Annotated in this window: 17 protein-coding genes; 12 read left to right on the top strand and 5 right to left on the bottom strand. The window is 56.8% G+C overall.

Annotation, left to right across the window (positions count from 1 at the left end):
• Positions 1-19: 19 nt before the first annotated feature.
• The 4 genes from rbsC to kup all read right to left on the bottom strand — a co-directional run bounded on the left by rbsC (position 20) and on the right by kup (position 4961).
• On the bottom strand, positions 20-985 hold the full coding sequence (gene rbsC, locus KHA73_RS23240) for a ribose ABC transporter permease (protein WP_234587073.1): 966 nt from the start codon (positions 983-985) through the stop codon (positions 20-22).
• A gap of 6 nt (positions 986-991) precedes the next feature.
• On the bottom strand, positions 992-2497 hold the full coding sequence (gene rbsA, locus KHA73_RS23235) for a ribose ABC transporter ATP-binding protein RbsA (protein ID WP_234587071.1): 1506 nt from the start codon (positions 2495-2497) through the stop codon (positions 992-994).
• 7 nt (positions 2498-2504) lie between these two features.
• Entirely contained in the window at positions 2505-2924 is a 420-nt protein-coding gene (rbsD, locus tag KHA73_RS23230; protein WP_234587069.1) for a D-ribose pyranase, read from the bottom strand.
• Positions 2925-3092: 168 nt separating this feature from the next.
• The gene (gene kup, locus KHA73_RS23225) at positions 3093-4961 is read right to left on the bottom strand and encodes a low affinity potassium transporter Kup (RefSeq protein ID WP_234587067.1); all 1869 of its coding nucleotides are present in this window, start codon (positions 4959-4961) and stop codon (positions 3093-3095) included.
• A gap of 285 nt (positions 4962-5246) precedes the next feature.
• Here kup and ravA point away from each other — a divergent pair, with 285 nt between their 5' ends.
• Both ravA and viaA read left to right on the top strand, forming a co-directional pair.
• Positions 5247-6755 carry an ATPase RavA gene (gene ravA, locus KHA73_RS23220; RefSeq protein WP_234587065.1) on the top strand — a complete coding sequence of 503 codons (1509 nt, stop codon included), beginning with the start codon at positions 5247-5249 and terminating at the stop codon, positions 6753-6755.
• 2 nt (positions 6756-6757) lie between these two features.
• Positions 6758-8221 (top strand): ATPase RavA stimulator ViaA, encoded by a 1464-nt coding sequence (gene viaA / locus KHA73_RS23215; protein ID WP_234587064.1) that lies wholly within the window; start codon positions 6758-6760, stop codon positions 8219-8221.
• Between the two features lie 6 nt (positions 8222-8227).
• Here viaA and asnA read toward each other — a convergent pair whose 3' ends face one another.
• Positions 8228-9220, bottom strand: coding sequence for an aspartate--ammonia ligase (gene asnA, locus KHA73_RS23210; RefSeq protein WP_234587063.1), 993 nt, complete (start codon positions 9218-9220; stop codon positions 8228-8230).
• A 154-nt stretch (positions 9221-9374) separates the two neighbouring features.
• Between asnA and asnC the strand changes: the two genes are divergently transcribed.
• The 10 genes from asnC to atpA all read left to right on the top strand — a co-directional run bounded on the left by asnC (position 9375) and on the right by atpA (position 18149).
• Positions 9375-9836 carry a transcriptional regulator AsnC gene (asnC, locus tag KHA73_RS23205; RefSeq protein ID WP_234587062.1) on the top strand — a complete coding sequence of 154 codons (462 nt, stop codon included), beginning with the start codon at positions 9375-9377 and terminating at the stop codon, positions 9834-9836.
• Positions 9837-9933: 97 nt separating this feature from the next.
• Positions 9934-10374, top strand: coding sequence for an FMN-binding protein MioC (mioC, locus tag KHA73_RS23200; protein ID WP_234587060.1), 441 nt, complete (start codon positions 9934-9936; stop codon positions 10372-10374).
• 381 nt (positions 10375-10755) lie between these two features.
• Positions 10756-12645, top strand: coding sequence for a tRNA uridine-5-carboxymethylaminomethyl(34) synthesis enzyme MnmG (gene mnmG, locus KHA73_RS23195; protein ID WP_234587058.1), 1890 nt, complete (start codon positions 10756-10758; stop codon positions 12643-12645).
• A gap of 139 nt (positions 12646-12784) precedes the next feature.
• Positions 12785-13405, top strand: a complete 621-nt coding sequence (gene rsmG / locus KHA73_RS23190) for a 16S rRNA (guanine(527)-N(7))-methyltransferase RsmG (RefSeq protein WP_234587056.1) — start codon at positions 12785-12787, stop codon at positions 13403-13405.
• Between the two features lie 639 nt (positions 13406-14044).
• Positions 14045-14428 (top strand): F0F1 ATP synthase subunit I, encoded by a 384-nt coding sequence (gene atpI / locus KHA73_RS23185; RefSeq protein WP_234587054.1) that lies wholly within the window; start codon positions 14045-14047, stop codon positions 14426-14428.
• A 22-nt stretch (positions 14429-14450) separates the two neighbouring features.
• Complete coding sequence (atpB, locus tag KHA73_RS23180) at positions 14451-15230, top strand: F0F1 ATP synthase subunit A (protein ID WP_234587052.1); 780 nt, start codon at positions 14451-14453, stop codon at positions 15228-15230.
• A 49-nt stretch (positions 15231-15279) separates the two neighbouring features.
• On the top strand, positions 15280-15519 hold the full coding sequence (atpE, locus tag KHA73_RS23175; protein WP_004093904.1) for a F0F1 ATP synthase subunit C: 240 nt from the start codon (positions 15280-15282) through the stop codon (positions 15517-15519).
• Positions 15520-15576: 57 nt separating this feature from the next.
• A complete protein-coding gene (gene atpF, locus KHA73_RS23170) occupies positions 15577-16047 on the top strand; it encodes a F0F1 ATP synthase subunit B (protein ID WP_004933804.1) in 471 nt (156 codons plus the stop codon).
• Positions 16048-16061: 14 nt separating this feature from the next.
• Positions 16062-16595, top strand: coding sequence for a F0F1 ATP synthase subunit delta (atpH, locus tag KHA73_RS23165; RefSeq protein ID WP_234587050.1), 534 nt, complete (start codon positions 16062-16064; stop codon positions 16593-16595).
• A 12-nt stretch (positions 16596-16607) separates the two neighbouring features.
• A complete protein-coding gene (gene atpA / locus KHA73_RS23160) occupies positions 16608-18149 on the top strand; it encodes a F0F1 ATP synthase subunit alpha (protein WP_234587048.1) in 1542 nt (513 codons plus the stop codon).
• The last annotated feature ends 13 nt before the right edge of the window (positions 18150-18162 follow it).

Here is an 18162-nt window from a genome sequence, read left to right as displayed (position 1 = left end):
TGATTCCTGTAGGGGGAGGTTACTTGTTGCTTTTGTTATCTACCAGAACCGCCAGCAGTATCACCACTGCCTTCACGATCATTTGGTAGTAGGAAGAAACACCCAGTAAATTCAGGCCGTTATTCAGGAAGCCCAGGATCAGCGCGCCGATCAGGGTGCCGACAATGCGCCCCTTGCCGCCGGCCAGGCTGGTGCCGCCCAGCACCACCGCGGCGATGGCGTCCAGCTCGTAGCCGGTGCCGGCGGTCGGCTGCGCCGAAGACAGGCGCGCCACCTCGATCACTCCGGCCAACGCCGCCAGCAGCCCGCACAGCGAATAGACGATAATCTTCACTTTATCGACGCTGATGCCGGACAAGCGGGTCGCCGCTTCGTTGCCGCCCAAAGCATAAATATAGCGGCCCAGGCGGGTGTGGTGCAGCATGTACCAGGCGGCGATAAACACGATGGCCATAATCCAGATCGGCGTCGGCACCCCCAGCGGGCGGCCGATGCCGAACCAGCCAAAGGCGTCGGCCACGTCGGTAAAGCCGGTATTGACCGGGCTGCCGTTGGTGTACACCATGGTGACGCCGCGCAGCAGCAACATCATCACCAGGGTGGCGATAAACGCCTGCACCTTGCCTTTGGCGACGATCACCCCGGTGCAGGCGCCCACCGCGGCCCCCAGCGCCAGCGCCGCCGCAACGGCCACCACCGCATTCACCTCAAAGCCGACAATCGAGGCCGCGACGGCCCCGGTCAGCGCCAGCAGCGATCCCACCGACAGATCGATGCCGGAGGTGAGGATCACCAGCGTCATCCCCACCGCCATAATGGCGTTCACCGAGGTTTGCTGCAGAATATTGAACAGATTGTTCAGGGTGAAGAAATTCGGGCTCATGGAAGAGACCACGGCGATCAGCACCAGCAGGGCAATCAGAGATTTTTGCTCTAACAGCCACTCTTTACTGAACCAGCGCTTTGCGACAGTCTGGGAACTCATATCTGATTACTCCTGCTTTACGCCGTATTGCTTGCCGACGGCCGCAGCCATCAACGCTTCCTGGGTGGCCTGTTCAATCGGGAATTCGCCGCTGAGCCGGCCTTCGTGCATCACCAGGATGCGATCGCTCATGCCCAGCACCTCCGGCATTTCCGAAGACACCAAAATGATGCTCAGCCCTTCCTGCTTGAACTGGTTGATTAACTGATAGATCTCTTTTTTGGCGCCGACGTCGACGCCGCGCGTCGGTTCGTCGAGGATCAGCACCTTCGGCCGGGTCATCAGGCCGCGGGCGATCGCCACTTTCTGCTGATTGCCGCCGGAAAGCAGGCCAATCGGCTGCTCCATCGACGGCGTTTTGATGTTGAACAGGCGAATGAAGTCGCCCACCGCCTGCTGCTCTTCGGTCTGCTTCAGGCTGCCGCCGGCGCGGCTGAAATAGCGCAGCGCGGTCAGCGACATGTTTTCCTTCACCGACATGCCCAACACCAGGCCATCGCGCTTGCGGTCTTCAGAGATATAAACGATGCCGTTCGCCAGGCCGTCCTGCGGTGAGTGGGTAACCACCTCATGCCCATCGAGCGTGACGGTGCCGGCTTTGCGCGGCGCTGCGCCATAGAGGATTTTCATCAGTTCGGTGCGCCCGGCGCCCATCAGCCCGGCCACGCCGAGAATTTCGCCGCGGTACAGGGTGAAGCTGACGTCGTTAACGCCGGGGCCGGAAAGGTGGCTGACCTGCAGGCGTTTTTCCCCGCGCGGCAGCCGGAGCCGCGGATACTGCTCCTCCAGCTTGCGGCCGACCATCATTTCAATCAGCGAATCCTCCTGCAGCTCGCTCACCGGGCGCTCGGCAATAAACTGGCCGTCGCGGAACACGGTGACGTCATCGCAAATTTCAAAGATCTCTTTCAACCGGTGCGAGATATAGACGATGCCGCGTCCCTCAGCCTTCAGCTCGTTGATCACCTTAAATAAGGAGGCGGTTTCGGTGTCGGTCAGCGCATCCGTCGGCTCATCCATAATGATGACCTGCGATTCGAAGCTCAGCACCTTGGCGATTTCCACCATTTGCTGATCGCCGATCGACAGTTCGCCCACCAGCCGGTGGCTGCTGTAGCGCAAATTAAGGCGCGCCAACAGCCGGTCGGCCTCGGCGTACATGCGCTTCCAGTCGATGCGGCCAAAACGGTTGACGAATTCGCGGCCGAGGAAAATGTTTTCCGCAATCGTCAGCTGCGGGATCAGATTAAGCTCCTGATGAATAATGCCGATGCCCGCATCCTGCGAATCTTTAGGCCCATTGAACACCACCTCTTTGCCGAGAAAATGCTGGCTGCCGGCGTCTTTCTGGTAGATGCCGGTCAGCACTTTCATCATGGTGGATTTCCCGGCGCCGTTTTCGCCCACCAGCGCCATCACCCTGCCGGGATACACGCTGAGGGCGGCGCCGGAAAGCGCCTTCACGCCGGGAAAGGCTTTATCAATCCCTTTCAGTTGCAGTAAAGGTTGCATAAATGCCTCAGAAAGTTACGCCGGCGCACAGGATCACGTTCGCATAAGGCGAACATTCCCCGCTGCGGATCACCGCCCGGCTGTGCTCAGTCTGCGCTTTAAACGCCTCATGGCTGATATAGCGCACGCTGATGCTGTTGCCCTGGCGCTGGCCAAGCTCGGTGAGATGGGCCAGCAACGCCTGATGAAGCGAAGGATTCTGCTCAACGATCTCTTCCGCCATGATGGCGCTTTCTACCTGCATCTCCTGCGTCACCCCGCCGACAACCTGCAAAAATGTCGGCACGCCCTGGGTTAGCGCCAGATCGATGCGCTGCGTCGCCGCCGGTATAGGCAGCCCCGCATCGCACAGGGTGAGCTGATCGGTATGGCCAAGCCGGGCAATCACGGCGGACAGGTCAGAATTCAGTAATACGCCTTTTTTCATGTTCTCACTCCGACAGCGAAACGTTTCGCTCTCTGGCGAGTTTAAAAAAACGGCACGGGAAGGCAACCGGGATAACGCAGAAGTGTGATCGCTATCGAAACGTTTCGCTCCCGCCGGCGTAAAGCGAAAACAACAGGGGCCCAGCATGGCTGAGCCCCTGAGAGGGAATTAAATCTCGACCTGGGTGCCGAGTTCTATCACCCGGTTCGGCGGGATTTCGAACTGGTCCGGCGCGCGCAGCGCATTGCGGCTCAGGGCAATGAACAGCTTGCCGCGCAGGAACAGATACCACGGCCGCTTGGTGAGGATCAGCGACTCATGCGACATAAAGAACGAGGTTTCCGTCATGCGGCACGGCAACCCTTCCAGCCCGCAGCGGTGGAACACCTCCTCGACGTTCGGCGTTTCACGCCAGCCGTAGCTGGCCACCACCCGCCAGAAAGTCGGCGAAAGCTGCTCGATGGTGACCCGCCGCACGTTGTGCACGTAAGGCGCATCTTCGGTGCGCAGCGTCAGCAACACCACCCGCTCGTGCAGCACCTTGTTGTGCTTCAGGTTATGCAGCAGCGCAAAAGGGATCACGTTGATGGCGCGCGACATGAATACCGCCGTACCCGGCACCCGCACCGGCGGCGATTTCTCCAGCGACGCGATCATCGCCTCGAGAGAATTGCCGTGCTCATGCATGCGGCGCAGCAGCCGGAAGCGCTCGCTCTTCCAGGTGGTCATGATGATGAACATCACCAGCGCCAGCGTCAGCGGCAGCCAACCGCCGGAGAACAGCTTCAGGGCGTTGGCGGAGAACATCGGCACGTCGATGATCAGCAAGATAATCAGAATGCCGACCGCGAAGAAGCGGTTCCAGTGCCAGTTTTTGATCGCCACCGAGGTGACCAGAATGCTGGTCAGCACCATGGTGCCGGTCACCGCAATGCCGTACGCCGCCGCCAGGTTGCTGGAGTGTTCGAAGCCGATGATCACCAACACCACCGCGATATACAGCATCCAGTTAATCACCGGAATGTAGATCTGGCCGGACTCCATTTCCGAGGTATGAATAATGCGCATCGGCGACAGATAGCCCAGGCGCACCGCCTGGCGGGTCAGCGAGAATACGCCGGAAATCACCGCCTGCGAGGCGATTACCGTCGCCAACGTCGCCAGAATCAGCAGCGGGATCAGCGCCCAATCCGGCGCCAGCAGGAAGAACGGGTTCTTGATCGCCTCAGGGTTTTTCAACAGCAGCGCGCCCTGCCCGAAGTAGTTGAGCACCAAAGAAGGCAGCACTACGGTGAACCAGGCCAGGCGGATAGGGAACTTGCCGAAGTGGCCCATATCGGCGTACAGCGCCTCAACGCCGGTGATCGACAGCACCACCGCACCCAGCGCAAAGAACGATACCTTCTTGTATTCCACGAAGAAGTTGAACGCCCATTTCGGGTTCAGCGCCTGCAGCACCTCTGGATTGGAAATGATGCTGCGCGCGCCCAGCACCGCCAGCACGATAAACCACAGCAGCATCACCGGGGCGAACAGCTTGCCGACGCTGCCGGTGCCGTGTTTCTGAATGACGAACAGCAGCGTCAGCACCAGGATAGAAAGCGGCACGATATAGGCGTCGAGCGAAGGCGCGGCGATTTCCAGCCCCTCTATCGCCGACATCACCGATATCGCCGGGGTGATCACCACCTCGCCATAGAAGAAGCTGCCGCCGATCAGGCCGAGTATCACCAGCACCGCGGTGCTGCGCGCCGAGGTATTGCGCCCGGCCAGGGACATCAGCGTCAGGATGCCGCCTTCGCCGGCGTTATCCGCCCGCATGACGTAGCTGAGATATTTGAGGGAGACAATGACGATCAGCATCCAGAAAATCAGCGAAAGAAAGCCGAATACCACGTCTGGACGCACGTCGAAGCCGTAATGGCCGGAAAAACACTCTCTCAGGGTGTAGAGAGGGCTGGTGCCGATATCACCGTAAACCACCCCAATTGCCGCCAGGGTTACCGCCGATAAGGACTGTTTATGCTCTGTGCTCATAATTCGTTTCTTTATCAGAACATCCGTTAGCGATGCATCCGCATCAAGCTAGAGATACGGGCTCAAAGATCCGTCACGCCCACTAGAAAGCCGCACAGTATGCACCATTTATACTGCTTGCCTACTCTTATATCAGAGCCGAAAAATAAACAAAATGTGAACCAGCCGCCCTTTTGATAATAGAAAAATTTTACTAATCAACAAGCTATACCACTAAAAATAATGGTGGTTTATCATTGGATTATCGACCAAGATTGGCTAACTCTCGGACAATGCGACGATTATATGGCGCCATCATCACTTCTGGCAGAACGAATTTCCCGCCTCAGCAGCGCGCTGGAGAGCGGCCTTTATGAACGGCAAGAGGCGATTCGCCTGTGTTTGCTGGCCGCGCTGAGCGGCGAAAGCGTGTTCCTGCTCGGCCCGCCGGGCATCGCCAAGAGCCTGATCGCTCGCCGCTTGAAGTTCGCCTTCCGCAACGCCCGCTCGTTTGAATATCTGATGACCCGCTTCTCAACGCCGGAAGAGGTGTTCGGGCCGCTGTCTATTCAGGCATTAAAAGATGAAGGCCGCTATCAGCGCCTGACCGCCGGCTATCTGCCGGAAGCGGAGATCGTATTCCTGGATGAAATCTGGAAAGCCGGCCCGGCAATCCTCAACACCCTGCTGACGGCGATCAACGAACGCCGCTTCCGCAACGGCAACAGTGAAGAGCCGATCCCGCTGCGGCTGCTGGTGACCGCCTCCAACGAACTGCCGGAAGCGGACAACAGCCTGGAGGCGCTGTATGACCGCATGCTGATCCGCCTGTGGCTGGACAAGGTGCAGGAAAAACAGAATTTCCGTTCGCTGCTGGTCAACCGCCAGAACGAAAGCCTTAACCCGGTGCCGGAAGCCTTGAGCATCAGCGACGAAGAATTCCACCAATGGCAGCCGCAGATCGATAAGGTCAAGCTGCCGGAAGCCTGCTTTGAACTGATTTTCCAGCTGCGCCAACGATTGGACGCGCTGGAGCAGGCGCCCTACGTTTCCGATCGCCGCTGGAAAAAAGCGCTGCGCCTGCTGCAGGCCTGCGCCTTCTTCAGCGGGCGCGATGCCATCGCCCCGCTGGACCTGATGTTGCTGAAAGACTGCCTGTGGCACGATCTCACCTCGCTGAAGCTGCTGCAGCAGCAGATTGACCAGCTGTTGACCGAGCAGGCTTATCAACAGCAGTCGATGCTGATCCAACTGCAGCAGATACATACCCGCTGGCTGCAGGATCAACAGCAGCAAAGCGATCGTCAGGCCATCGGCCTGGTGAAAAAAGGCGGCATGTTCAGCCGCAAACCGCAATACGCGCCGGCCACGCCGTTCGCTGCCGGCACCCTGACCCTATTGCTGCAAAAACCGCTGCAGCTGCATGACATTCAGGTCAACCATTTGAGTATCGAAAGCAGCGCGCTGGACAACTGGCTGCAAAAAGGCGGCGACGTGCGCGCCAAGCTGAACGGCATCGGTTTTGCCCAGCAGATCGATCTGGAGGTGGATGAGCAACTGCATCTGACGGTGCTGGACGTCAGCCGCCAACCTTCGCTGCTGGCGCTGCCGGGCAAGCAAACCACCGCCACCCCGCAGGCGATGCTGGATGAAATGGAGGCATTGACCCAGCGTTTGGCGGAGCAGCGGCGTCTGTTCAGCCAGCATCAGCCGTGCCTGTTTACCCCGGCCGCCGGCCTGGCGAAAATAGAAGCCAGCCTGTTGCAGGTGGCGGAACAAATCAAACAGCAGCATCAGCAGATGCGCGGCCAGTAACCATGCTCAGCCTGGAGACGCTCGATCTGCTGCTGGCGATCACCGAAGGCGAGCTGATAGAGGAAATGATTGTCGGCATGCTGGCGGCGCCGCAGCTGACGGTATTCTTCAAAAAGTTTCCGGCGATCCGCCGGGCGCTGGATCGCGATTTACCGCGCTGGAAGCTGCAGCTCAAAGAACGGCTCCATGAAGCCATGGTACCGCCGGCGCTGGCGCAGGAGTTTTATCGCTATCAGCAATGCCAGCTGGAAAACAATACCCAGTTCTACCATAACCTGAGCGATACGCTGGAGCTGCTGCGCCAGCTGGTCTCGCCGTTTTATGAACAGGCGCGCACGCTGGTGGACGCCGCCGATCTGCCCAATCATCCGCTGGACGACAGCTTTCAGACCCTGTTTCTGCAGCGCTGGCGCATCAGCCTGACGCTGCAGGCCACCATGCTGCACCACCAGCTGCTGGAGCAAGAGCGCGAACAGCTGATGGCGGAACTGCAGGAACGCCTGGCGCTGAGCGGCGCGCTGGAGCCGCTGCTGTCGGAAAACGACACCGCCGCCGGGCGGCTTTGGGACATGAGCAAAGGCCAGCTACAGCGCGGCGACTACCAGCGGCTGGTGGAGTACGGCAATTTTTTGCAGCAGCAGCCGGAACTGAAAAAGCTGGCGCAGCAGCTGGGCCGCAGCTATCAGGCCAAGGCGGTGCAGCAGCAGGACGCGCAGCCGGAGCCGTTTCGCGTGATGGTGCAGGTGCCGGCCACGCTGCCGGAAGAGGTGAGCGGCATTCACCAGAGCGATGATATCTTGCGCCTGCTGCCGCCGGAGCTGGCGACGCTGGGCATCGAGGAACTGGAATTCGAGTTTTACCGCCGTCTGCTGGAAAAACGGCTGTTGAGCTATCGCCTGCAGGGCGACGTCTGGCAGGAGCAGATCCAAATCCGCCAGGTGACCCATCAGCAGCAGGATCAGCAACCGCGCGGGCCGTTTATCGTCTGCGTGGATACCTCAGGCTCGATGGGTGGCTTCAACGAACAGTGCGCCAAGGCCTTCTGCCTGGCGTTGCTGCGCATTGCACTGGCGGATAATCGCCGTTGCTACATCATGCTGTTCGCCAACCAGATCGTGCATTACGAGCTCACCGCCGCCAGCGGTATCGAGCAAGCGGTGCGCTTTCTGGGCCAACACTTCCGCGGCGGCACCGATCTGGCGGCCTGCCTGAACGCCACCGCCGGCAAGATGGCGGAAAGCGGCTGGTTTGACGCCGATGCGGTGATTATTTCTGATTTTATCGCCCAGCGATTGCCGGATGAGGTAATAAAGAAGGTGAAATTGCAGCAGCAGAGCCATCATCAGCGTTTTCACGCGGTGGCGATGTCCGCCTATGGCAAACCCGGCATCATGCGCATCTTCGATCATATCTGGCGCTTTGATACCGGGCTAAAAAGCCGTTTGATGCGCCGCTGGCGGCGCTAGGCGGGATTAGAGCAGGCCTTCGACCGCCCCGCGCACTTCCGGCGACCATACGCCGCACTGCACCTGGCCGATATGCGGCAGCTGCAGCAGCAGCATTACCAGGCGCGACTGGCCGATACCGCCGCCGATGGTCTGCGGCATGTCGCCGCGCAGCAGCGACTGGTGCCACTCCAGCTTCAGGCGATCTTCATCGCCGGTCAGCGCCAGCTGGTGCTGCAGCGCAGCGGCGTCAACGCGGATGCCCATAGAGGAGATCTCGAAGGCGTCCTGCAGCACCGGGTTCCACACCAGAATATCGCCGTTCAGGCCGGCCAGCCCCTCGGCCGCCTGAGTGGTCCAGTCATCATAATCCGGCGCCCGCACGTCGTGTGACTTGCCGTGCGACAGCTTGCCGCCGATGCCAATCAGAAACACCGCGCCCAGTTCTTTGGCGATCGCCCGTTCGCGGCCCTTGGCATCCAGATCCGGATAACGCTGCAGCAGGGTTTCGCTGTGGACAAAGTGGATCTGCTCCGGCAGGAATGGCGTTAAGCCATATTCGCGGCTTACTTCCGCTTCCGTTGCCTTAATGGAGGCATAAATGCGGCTCACGGTGCTTTTCAGGTAGTCCAGGCTGCGTTCGCCGTCGCCCATCACCCGCTCCCAGTCCCATTGATCGACGTACACCGAGTGGATCGCGCTCAGACGATCTTCATCCGGGCGCAGCGCTTTCATATGGGTATACAGGCCTTCACCGGCGCCGAAATCGTAGCTGCCCAGCGTCTTGCGTTTCCATTTGGCCAGTGAGTGCACCACTTCGAAGGTGGCGTCCGGCAAGGTTTTCACCTTTACCTGCACCGCTTTCTCACTGCCGGACAGGTTGTCTTGCGTGCCGTCGCCCAGGCGGCTGAGGATCGGCGCCTGCACTTCAATCAGACCCAGCCGCTGTTCCAGCTGGCGGGAGAAGAAGGATTTAACCAGGCTGATTTGTTGTTGTTTTTGGATAAACTGTTTTTTCATTGCCGTATCTCTTATAAACCTGTCTCTGTTGCATCGATTAAGCAACAGAACCGCAGCTTAATTCAATATCCGTTAATCAATATTGCCTTTTCATTTTTAATCGTTCATTTTTACCGGTGTGTAATTCAACAATCACTAATTAACGGTGGATTAAATGGCGGAAATTTATCAGATCGATAATCTCGATCGCGGCATCCTCAACGCCCTGATGGACAATGCGCGCACGCCCTATGCCGAACTGGCGAAGAATTTTGCCGTCAGCCCCGGCACCATTCATGTACGAGTAGAGAAGATGAAGCAGGCCGGCATCATCACCGGCGCGCGGGTGGACGTGAACCCCAAAAAGCTGGGTTACGACGTTTGTTGCTTTATTGGCATTATATTGAAGAGTGCCAAAGACTACCCTTCCGCGCTTAAAAAGCTGGAAAGCCTGGAAGAAGTGGTAGAGGCCTATTACACCACCGGCCACTACAGCGTATTCATCAAAGTGATGTGCCGGTCGATTGACGCGCTGCAACAGGTACTTATCAACAAGATCCAGACCATCGACGAGATCCAGTCCACCGAGACGCTGATCTCGCTGCAGAACCCCATCATGCGCACCATCACTCCCTAAGCGGCCAATTGCTATACCCATATTATCCACAGGTAGATCCCAGCCGATTCACAGCGTACAATGCTGCCACTTTGTTGAAGGTTGGGATCGTTCATTCATGGCAGACATTACTCTGATCAGCGGCAGCACGCTTGGCAGCGCCGAATACGTCGCTGAACATTTGGCTGAAAAACTGGAAGACGCGGGTTTCTCCACCGAGACGCTGCACGGCCCAGAGCTGGATGAATTGACCCTGTCCGGCCGCTGGCTGGTAGTGACTTCTACCCATGGCGCCGGCGATCTGCCTGATAACCTGCAGCCGCTGTTGGAACAGATCGCTGAGCAACAGCCGGATCTGTCCCAGGTGCAATTTGGCGCGGTCGGTTTAGGCAGCTCTGAATACGATACCTTCTGCGGTGCGATCCAACAGATCGACGATCTTCTGATCGCCAGAGGGGCGAAAAGGATCGGCGATCGGCTCGAGATCGACGTGACCGAACACGAAATTCCTGAGGATCCGGCAGAGGAATGGGTAAAAAACTGGATTAATTTACTCTAATTCGTTCAAAGATCGCCCGAACGATTGTGGATAACTAAGCTTAAAAGCAGGGTAAAAGCGGTAGTTATCCCAATAACAACCGGGGTTCGCTTTTTGACCTGTGCATAACATGCCATTTAGATCCCAGCTTATCAGCGCCAGGATCACCGATCATTCACAGCTAACGATCCTCCTTAATTTACTGATCTCCATCGTGAATAATCAGTTATCCACAGAGGATCGCGATCCTAATAAGAGATCTAATAAAGAGATCTTTAAATAAAAAAGATCTTCTTTTAATTACCGACGATCCTGACCACTTGGTCGATCGTCTAAACTTGAGTAGAATCCCCCACCCCAGGGCAAACAACGATCGTTCGCAATACGACGAGGTGCAGTTCCATGTTTTATCCAGACCAATTTGACGTCATCATCATCGGTGGTGGCCATGCAGGTACCGAGGCCGCCATGGCCGCGGCGCGCATGGGACGTCAGACTTTATTACTGACGCACAATATCGATACGCTGGGGCAAATGTCTTGCAACCCGGCGATTGGGGGTATTGGCAAAGGGCATCTGGTTAAGGAAATTGACGCACTCGGCGGTCTGATGGCCACTGCGATCGATCATGCCGGCATTCAGTTTAGGATACTAAACGCGAGCAAGGGGCCGGCGGTGCGGGCTACCCGCGCCCAGGCAGACCGGGTGCTGTATCGTCAAGCGGTGCGCACTGCGCTGGAGAACCAGCCCAACCTGATGATATTCCAACAGCCGGTGGAAGATCTTATCGTGGAAAACGATCGGGTGGTCGGCGCCGTAACTCAAATGGGGCTGAAGTTCCGCGCCAAGGCGGTGGTACTGACCGTAGGCACCTTCCTGGATGGCAAGATCCATATTGGCCTGGAGAATTACAGCGGCGGCCGTGCCGGCGATCCTCCGTCGATCTCTCTTTCGCAGCGCCTGCGTGAACTGCCGCTGCGCGTTAACCGTTTGAAAACCGGTACACCGCCGCGTATCGATGCCCGCACCATAGATTTCAGCGTTTTGGCACCGCAGCACGGCGATACGCCGGTGCCGGTGTTCTCGTTCCTGGGCGATGCCAGCCAGCATCCTGAACAGATGGCGTGCTACATCACTCATACCAATGAAAAAACCCATGACGTGATCCGTAATAACCTCGATCGCAGCCCGATGTACGCCGGGATCATCGAAGGGATCGGACCGCGTTACTGCCCGTCGATCGAAGACAAGGTAATGCGTTTTGCCGATCGTAACGCGCACCAGATCTTCCTCGAGCCGGAAGGCCTGACCAGCAACGAAATTTATCCGAACGGTATCTCCACCAGCCTGCCGTTTGACGTGCAGATGCAGATCGTTCGTTCGATGGAAGGGATGCAAAATGCCCGTATTATTCGTCCGGGTTACGCCATCGAGTACGATTTCTTCGATCCGCGCGACCTGAAACCGACGCTGGAAAGCAAATTCATTCAGGGCCTGTTCTTCGCTGGCCAGATTAACGGCACTACCGGTTATGAAGAAGCCGCGGCCCAGGGGTTGTTGGCCGGTCTGAACGCCGGACGCTACGCCGTAGAAGACGAAGGCTGGGCGCCGCGCCGCGATCAGGCCTACCTTGGCGTGCTGGTGGACGATCTCAGCACTCTCGGCACCAAAGAACCGTACCGCATGTTCACTTCACGCGCCGAATACCGCCTGATGCTGCGCGAAGACAACGCCGATCTGCGTCTGACCGAGAAAGGCCGCGAGCTGGGCCTGGTGGACGACGTGCGCTGGGCGCGCTACTGCGAAAAGCTGGAGCACATCGAACAGGAACGCCAACGCCTGCGCGACATCTGGATGCATCCGCATGCCGAGAACGTCGAGCAGGTCAACGCGCTGCTGAAGGCGCCGCTGTCGCGCGAAGCCAATGGCGAAGAGCTGCTGCGCCGTCCGGAAATGGATTATTCATTGCTGACCAGCGTAGACGCCTTTGCGCCGGCGCTGGCCGATACCCAGGCCGCCGAGCAGGTGGAGATCCAGGTCAAGTACGAAGGCTACATCGCTCGCCAGCAGGAAGAGATCGAAAAACAGCAGCGCAACGAAAACACCGTGCTGCCGCTGGATCTCGATTACCGTCAGGTGTCCGGCCTGTCGAACGAAGTGATCGCCAAGCTGAACGACCACAAGCCTAACTCGATCGGCCAGGCATCGCGCATCTCGGGGATCACCCCAGCGGCGATATCAATTCTGCTGATTTGGCTGAAAAAGCAGGGGCTGCTGCGCCGCAGCGCATAAAACCCGCATTTGAGCGACCGTTTGTTCACGGGATGAGCAAACGGCCGCTGACATCACTCCCGGCCTGAATTATCATAGTCGCCTCGTAACGCCAGCCCCAGAGAGCTGCTGGCTGCCAGCGCCTGTCAGAGGAACCATTGTGCAAAAGAAATTAGACTCGCTGCTCGCGGCAGCAGGCATTGCGCTGCCCGATCGGCAGAAACAGCAGCTGCTGGGCTATGTCGGCATGTTGGACAAGTGGAACAAAGCCTATAACCTCACCTCGGTGCGCGATCCGCAGCAGATGCTGGTGCGGCATATTCTCGACAGCATAGTGGTGAACCCGCATCTGCAGGGCTCACGTTTTATCGACGTCGGCACCGGTCCCGGCCTGCCGGGCATTCCGCTGGCCATTGTTCGCCCGGATTCGCACTTTACGCTGCTGGACAGCCTGGGCAAGCGCGTGCGCTTCCTGCGCCAGGTGCAGCACGAGCTGGGCCTGAGCAACGTCGAGCCGGTGCAGAGCCGCGTTGAAGAGTTCCCGGCCGAGCCGCCGTTCGACGGTGTCATCAGCCGCGCTTTCGCCTCGCTGCAGGACATGCTGTCCTGGTGTCATCATCTGCCGGCGAAAGGGCAGGGCCGTTTTTACGCGCTGAAAGGCGTGCGCCCGGATGAAGAGCTGGCGCAGCTGCCGGAAGGCATCAGCCTGGAATCGGTGGTGCGGTTGCAGGTGCCTGAACTGGAAGGCGAACGCCATTTGGTGATCCTTAAGGCAAACTGAGTTTGTTTTTGATCAAACGAGGATGAATTAAAAGGCCGCGGCAGGGATAAAGCTAAGCAGGCTAATTAATTGGCTGCTTTTTTTAGTTAATTTACTTTTGATTAACACAAAAACGACGGCTAATTAGCGACAATAGGGTAATTGCCATCGGAAATAGTCACGTTAGCAATCATGTGCGAAAGATTTCACCTTGCTGCTAATGTTAATTGTCTGTTGGAATATTATCCCGCTGGCTGTCAATAAAGGTTTTCATCGGGTAGACGGATTGTTTTTGAACAGTTAATTTTTAATGTTTTGATTTATATAATTTTTTGATCGCTCAAATTGCTAAAGACGGTTTGATTGACCATCGGCTATAAATCAGAAAGGGACATTATTGTGATCGATTTCGCGTTTCGTAGTGCAACGCTGGAATAATCAGACAATTAAATGCGCCCTATTATTCCGACCGTTTTCTTGTGAAAATAGCCTGAAATGGGGCAATTTAAATAATTGTTCACCTTTTCGCTACTTATCGATTGAATTCGTTGGTGTGCCCCGTATAATTTGCTCGTTTTTTGCTGCTTGACTCAGGACAGCAAAAACAGTTGTATACGTCACTCAGCATACCCCCTCTGGGGTACGGAGAGAACAAACGTCATGTCTGTGTCCCTTTACAGCGGGAAAGTCGCACGTAAACTGCTGTTTCTGCAGTTAATGACTTTTGTTCTGATCAGCGCTGTTTTCCTGCTGAAAAGCCTGGAATGGAGCGCTTCGGCGTTGGCTGGCGGTCTTGCCGCCTGGTTGCCGAGTGCAATGTTTATGCTGTTTGCCTTGCGCCATCAGGCGCAGACGCCGGCGCCCGGACGGGTTGCCTGGTCGTTCGCCGTCGGCGAGGGGCTAAAGGTCGTGATCACCATCGTTTTGCTGATCGTGGCGCTGGGGGTGTTCAAGGCGGAGTTTATACCGCTTGGCCTGACCTATTTAGCGGTGTTAGTGGTGCAGATAGTGGCACCGGCCGTGATTAACAGTTACCGAACTTAACTAAATAAGGGTAAGAGGCATCATGTCTGCAGGAGAAGTCTTGACTCCACAGGAGTATATCGGTCACCACCTGACGCAGCTTCAGGTCGGGACGGGGTTCTGGTCGATCAACATCGACTCGATGTTTTTCTCCGTTGTCCTCGGAGCTCTCTTCCTGGTGATCTTCCGCAAAGTGGCCAAAAACGCCACCAGCGGCGTGCCGGGTAAACTGCAAACCGCAGTGGAACTGGTGGTCGGGTTTGTCGACAGCAGCGTTCGTGACATGTACCACGGCAAGAGCAAGGTTATCGCTCCGCTGGCGCTGACCGTGTTCGTTTGGGTGTTCCTGATGAACATGATGGATCTGATCCCAATCGACTTCCTGCCGTACATCGGCGAGCACGTTCTGGGGCTGCCTGCGCTGCGCGTAGTGCCTACCGCCGACGTGAACGTTACCCTGTCGATGGCGCTGGGCGTGTTTATCCTGATTCTGTTCTATAGCATCAAAATGAAAGGCGTTGGCGGGTTCGTTAAAGAGTTAACCATGCAGCCGTTCAACCACCCGGTATTCATTCCGATCAACCTGATTCTTGAAGGTGTCAGCCTGCTGTCCAAGCCTGTTTCACTGGGCCTGCGACTGTTCGGCAACATGTATGCGGGTGAGTTGATCTTCATCCTGATTGCCGGCCTGTTGCCGTGGTGGTCACAGTGGGTCCTGAGCTTGCCTTGGGCTATCTTCCACATCCTGATCATTACGCTTCAAGCCTTTATTTTCATGGTTCTGACGATCGTCTATCTGTCGATGGCGTCTGAAGAGCACTGATTTTCTTAAAACACTTGCACTTTTAAACTGAAACAAACTGGAGACTGTCATGGAAAACCTGAGTATGGATCTGCTGTACATGGCTGCCGCTGTGATGATGGGTTTAGCGGCAATCGGTGCTGCGATCGGTATCGGCATCCTGGGTGGTAAATTCTTGGAAGGCGCAGCGCGTCAGCCTGATCTGATTCCTCTGCTGCGTACACAGTTCTTTATCGTTATGGGTCTGGTTGACGCCATCCCGATGATCGCTGTTGGTCTGGGTCTGTACGTGATGTTCGCCGTCGCGTAAGTAGAGAATTTCTCTACACTGAAACCACACTATTAACTTTTAAAGAGGCATTGTGCTGTGAATCTTAACGCAACAATCCTCGGCCAGGCCATCGCGTTCGTTCTGTTTGTCTGGTTCTGCATGAAGTACGTATGGCCGCCGATCATGGCTGCCATCGAGAAGCGTCAGAAAGAAATTGCTGACGGTCTCGCTTCTGCAGAGCGTGCCAAAAAAGATCTGGACTTAGCGCAAGCCAATGCGACCGACCAGCTGAAAACTGCTAAAGCAGAAGCTCAGGTGATCATCGAGCAAGCGAACAAACGCAAAGCTCAGATCATGGATGAAGCGAAAGCCGAAGCCGAGCAGGAACGTAACAAAATCGTGGCGCAGGCTCAGGCTGAGATCGAAGCCGAACGTAAGCGCGCTCGTGAAGAGTTGCGTAAGCAAGTCGCGATGCTGGCAATTGCCGGCGCCGAGAAGATCATCGAACGTTCCGTGGATGAAGCTGCTAACAGCGACATCGTTGATAAACTGGTCGCTGAACTGTAAGGAGGGAGGGGCTGATGTCTGAATTTGTAACTGTAGCTCGCCCCTACGCCAAAGCAGCTTTTGACTTTGCCGTTGAGCATAAAAGCGTAGAGCGCTGGCAGGACATGCTGGCGTTTGCGGCTGTTGTCACTCGCAATGAACAGATTTCTGAACTGCTGTCTGGCGCGGTTGCGCCAGAGACGCTGTCCAAGACGTTCATCGCGGTTTGTGGCGAACAGCTCGACGAACATGGCCAGAACTTTATCCGTGTAATGGCCGAAAATGGACGTTTATTGGTTCTTCCTGCCGTGCTGCAGCAGTTCATCGAACTGCGCGCCTCGCTGGAATCCACCGTCGAAGTCGAAGTGCTCTCTGCGAGCGCACTGAGTGACGAACAGCAGGCTAAAATTGCCGCTGCGATGGAAAAACGTCTGTCACGCAAAGTTAAGCTGAATTGCAAAATTGACAAGTCTGTACTGGCCGGCATTATCGTCCGCGCCGGCGATATGGTGATTGATGGCAGCGTTCGCGGTCGTCTTGAACGCCTGACAGACGTCTTGCAGTCTTAAGGGGACTGGAGCATGCAACTGAATTCCACCGAAATCAGCGAACTGATCAAGCAGCGCATTGCTCAGTTCAATGTAGTGAGCGAAGCTCACAATGAAGGTACTATCGTTTCCGTCAGCGACGGGATCATCCGCGTACACGGTCTGGCCGAAGTCATGCAGGGCGAGATGATCGCGCTGCCAGGCAACCGTTACGCAATCGCATTGAACCTGGAGCGCGACTCCGTAGGTGCCGTGGTAATGGGTCCGTACGCGGATCTGGCCGAAGGCATGAAGGTTAAGTGCACCGGCCGTATTCTGGAAGTTCCGGTTGGCCGCGGCCTGCTGGGCCGCGTTGTTAACACCCTGGGCGCACCTATCGACGGTAAAGGCCCGGTTGAGAACGACGGTTTCTCTCCGGTTGAAGCCATCGCCCCTGGCGTTATCGAGCGTCAATCCGTCGACCAGCCGGTTCAGACTGGCTACAAATCCGTCGACGCCATGATTCCAATCGGCCGTGGCCAGCGTGAGCTGGTGATCGGTGACCGTCAGACCGGTAAAACCGCGCTGGCGATCGATGCGATCATCAACCAACGCGACTCCGGCATCAAATGCGTTTACGTGGCTATCGGCCAGAAAGCGTCCACCATCGCTAACGTGGTGCGCAAACTGGAAGAGCACGGCGCACTGGCCAACACCATCGTTGTGGTGGCTACCGCGTCTGAATCCGCCGCACTGCAATACCTGGCGCCATATGCCGGTTGTGCGATGGGCGAATACTTCCGTGACCGCGGTGAAGATGCGCTGATCGTATACGATGACCTGTCCAAGCAGGCCGTTGCTTACCGTCAGATCTCCCTGCTGCTTCGTCGTCCGCCAGGTCGTGAAGCTTACCCGGGCGACGTATTCTACCTCCACTCCCGTTTGCTGGAGCGTGCTGCGCGCGTTAACGCCGAATACGTTGAAGCCTTCACCAAGGGTGAAGTCAAAGGTAAAACCGGTTCATTGACCGCTCTGCCGATCATTGAAACCCAGGCGGGTGACGTTTCCGCGTTCGTTCCGACCAACGTAATCTCGATTACCGACGGTCAGATCTTCCTGGAATCCAACCTGTTCAACTCCGGTATTCGTCCGGCAGTTAACCCGGGTATCTCCGTATCCCGTGTGGGTGGCGCAGCGCAGACCAAGATCATGAAAAAACTGTCCGGTGGTATCCGTACCGCTCTGGCGCAGTATCGTGAACTGGCCGCGTTCTCCCAGTTCGCTTCCGATCTGGATGATGCGACCCGCAAACAGCTGAGCCACGGTCAGAAAGTGACCGAGCTGCTGAAACAGAAACAGTATGCGCCGATGTCGGTCGCACAACAGTCTCTGGTGCTGTTTGCCGCAGAACGCGGTTACCTGAACGACGTCGAAGTCGCAAAAGTTGTGAGCTTCGAAGCCGCTCTGGTCGCTTATGCGGACCGCGAGCACGCCGAACTGCTGAACCACATCAACCAAACTGGCAACTTCAACGACGAGATCGAAGGCAAGCTGAAAGGCGTGCTCGAGACCTTCAAGAAAACCCAGTCCTGGTAACGTCGAACGGTCC

The organism is Serratia entomophila (assembly GCF_021462285.1).
Lineage (GTDB): Bacteria > Pseudomonadota > Gammaproteobacteria > Enterobacterales > Enterobacteriaceae > Serratia > Serratia entomophila.
This window is presented reverse-complemented; position numbering and strand designations above follow the sequence as displayed.

Excerpts from the sequence above, each read along its gene's own strand:
- atpA (WP_234587048.1), top strand. The coding sequence starts at position 16,608 with ATGCAACTGAATTCCACCGAAATCAGCGAACTGATCAAGCAGCGCATT.
- asnA (WP_234587063.1), bottom strand. The coding sequence starts at position 9,220 with ATGAAAAAACAGTTTATCCAAAAACAACAACAAATCAGCCTGGTTAAA.
- asnC (WP_234587062.1), top strand. The coding sequence starts at position 9,375 with ATGGCGGAAATTTATCAGATCGATAATCTCGATCGCGGCATCCTCAAC.
- atpE (WP_004093904.1), top strand. The coding sequence starts at position 15,280 with ATGGAAAACCTGAGTATGGATCTGCTGTACATGGCTGCCGCTGTGATG.
- viaA (WP_234587064.1), top strand. The coding sequence starts at position 6,758 with ATGCTCAGCCTGGAGACGCTCGATCTGCTGCTGGCGATCACCGAAGGC.
- mnmG (WP_234587058.1), top strand. The coding sequence starts at position 10,756 with ATGTTTTATCCAGACCAATTTGACGTCATCATCATCGGTGGTGGCCAT.
- atpH (WP_234587050.1), top strand. The coding sequence starts at position 16,062 with ATGTCTGAATTTGTAACTGTAGCTCGCCCCTACGCCAAAGCAGCTTTT.
- rbsD (WP_234587069.1), bottom strand. The coding sequence starts at position 2,924 with ATGAAAAAAGGCGTATTACTGAATTCTGACCTGTCCGCCGTGATTGCC.
- ravA (WP_234587065.1), top strand. The coding sequence starts at position 5,247 with ATGGCGCCATCATCACTTCTGGCAGAACGAATTTCCCGCCTCAGCAGC.
- rbsA (WP_234587071.1), bottom strand. The coding sequence starts at position 2,497 with ATGCAACCTTTACTGCAACTGAAAGGGATTGATAAAGCCTTTCCCGGC.
- atpI (WP_234587054.1), top strand. The coding sequence starts at position 14,045 with ATGTCTGTGTCCCTTTACAGCGGGAAAGTCGCACGTAAACTGCTGTTT.
- mioC (WP_234587060.1), top strand. The coding sequence starts at position 9,934 with ATGGCAGACATTACTCTGATCAGCGGCAGCACGCTTGGCAGCGCCGAA.
- atpB (WP_234587052.1), top strand. The coding sequence starts at position 14,451 with ATGTCTGCAGGAGAAGTCTTGACTCCACAGGAGTATATCGGTCACCAC.
- rbsC (WP_234587073.1), bottom strand. The coding sequence starts at position 985 with ATGAGTTCCCAGACTGTCGCAAAGCGCTGGTTCAGTAAAGAGTGGCTG.
- kup (WP_234587067.1), bottom strand. The coding sequence starts at position 4,961 with ATGAGCACAGAGCATAAACAGTCCTTATCGGCGGTAACCCTGGCGGCA.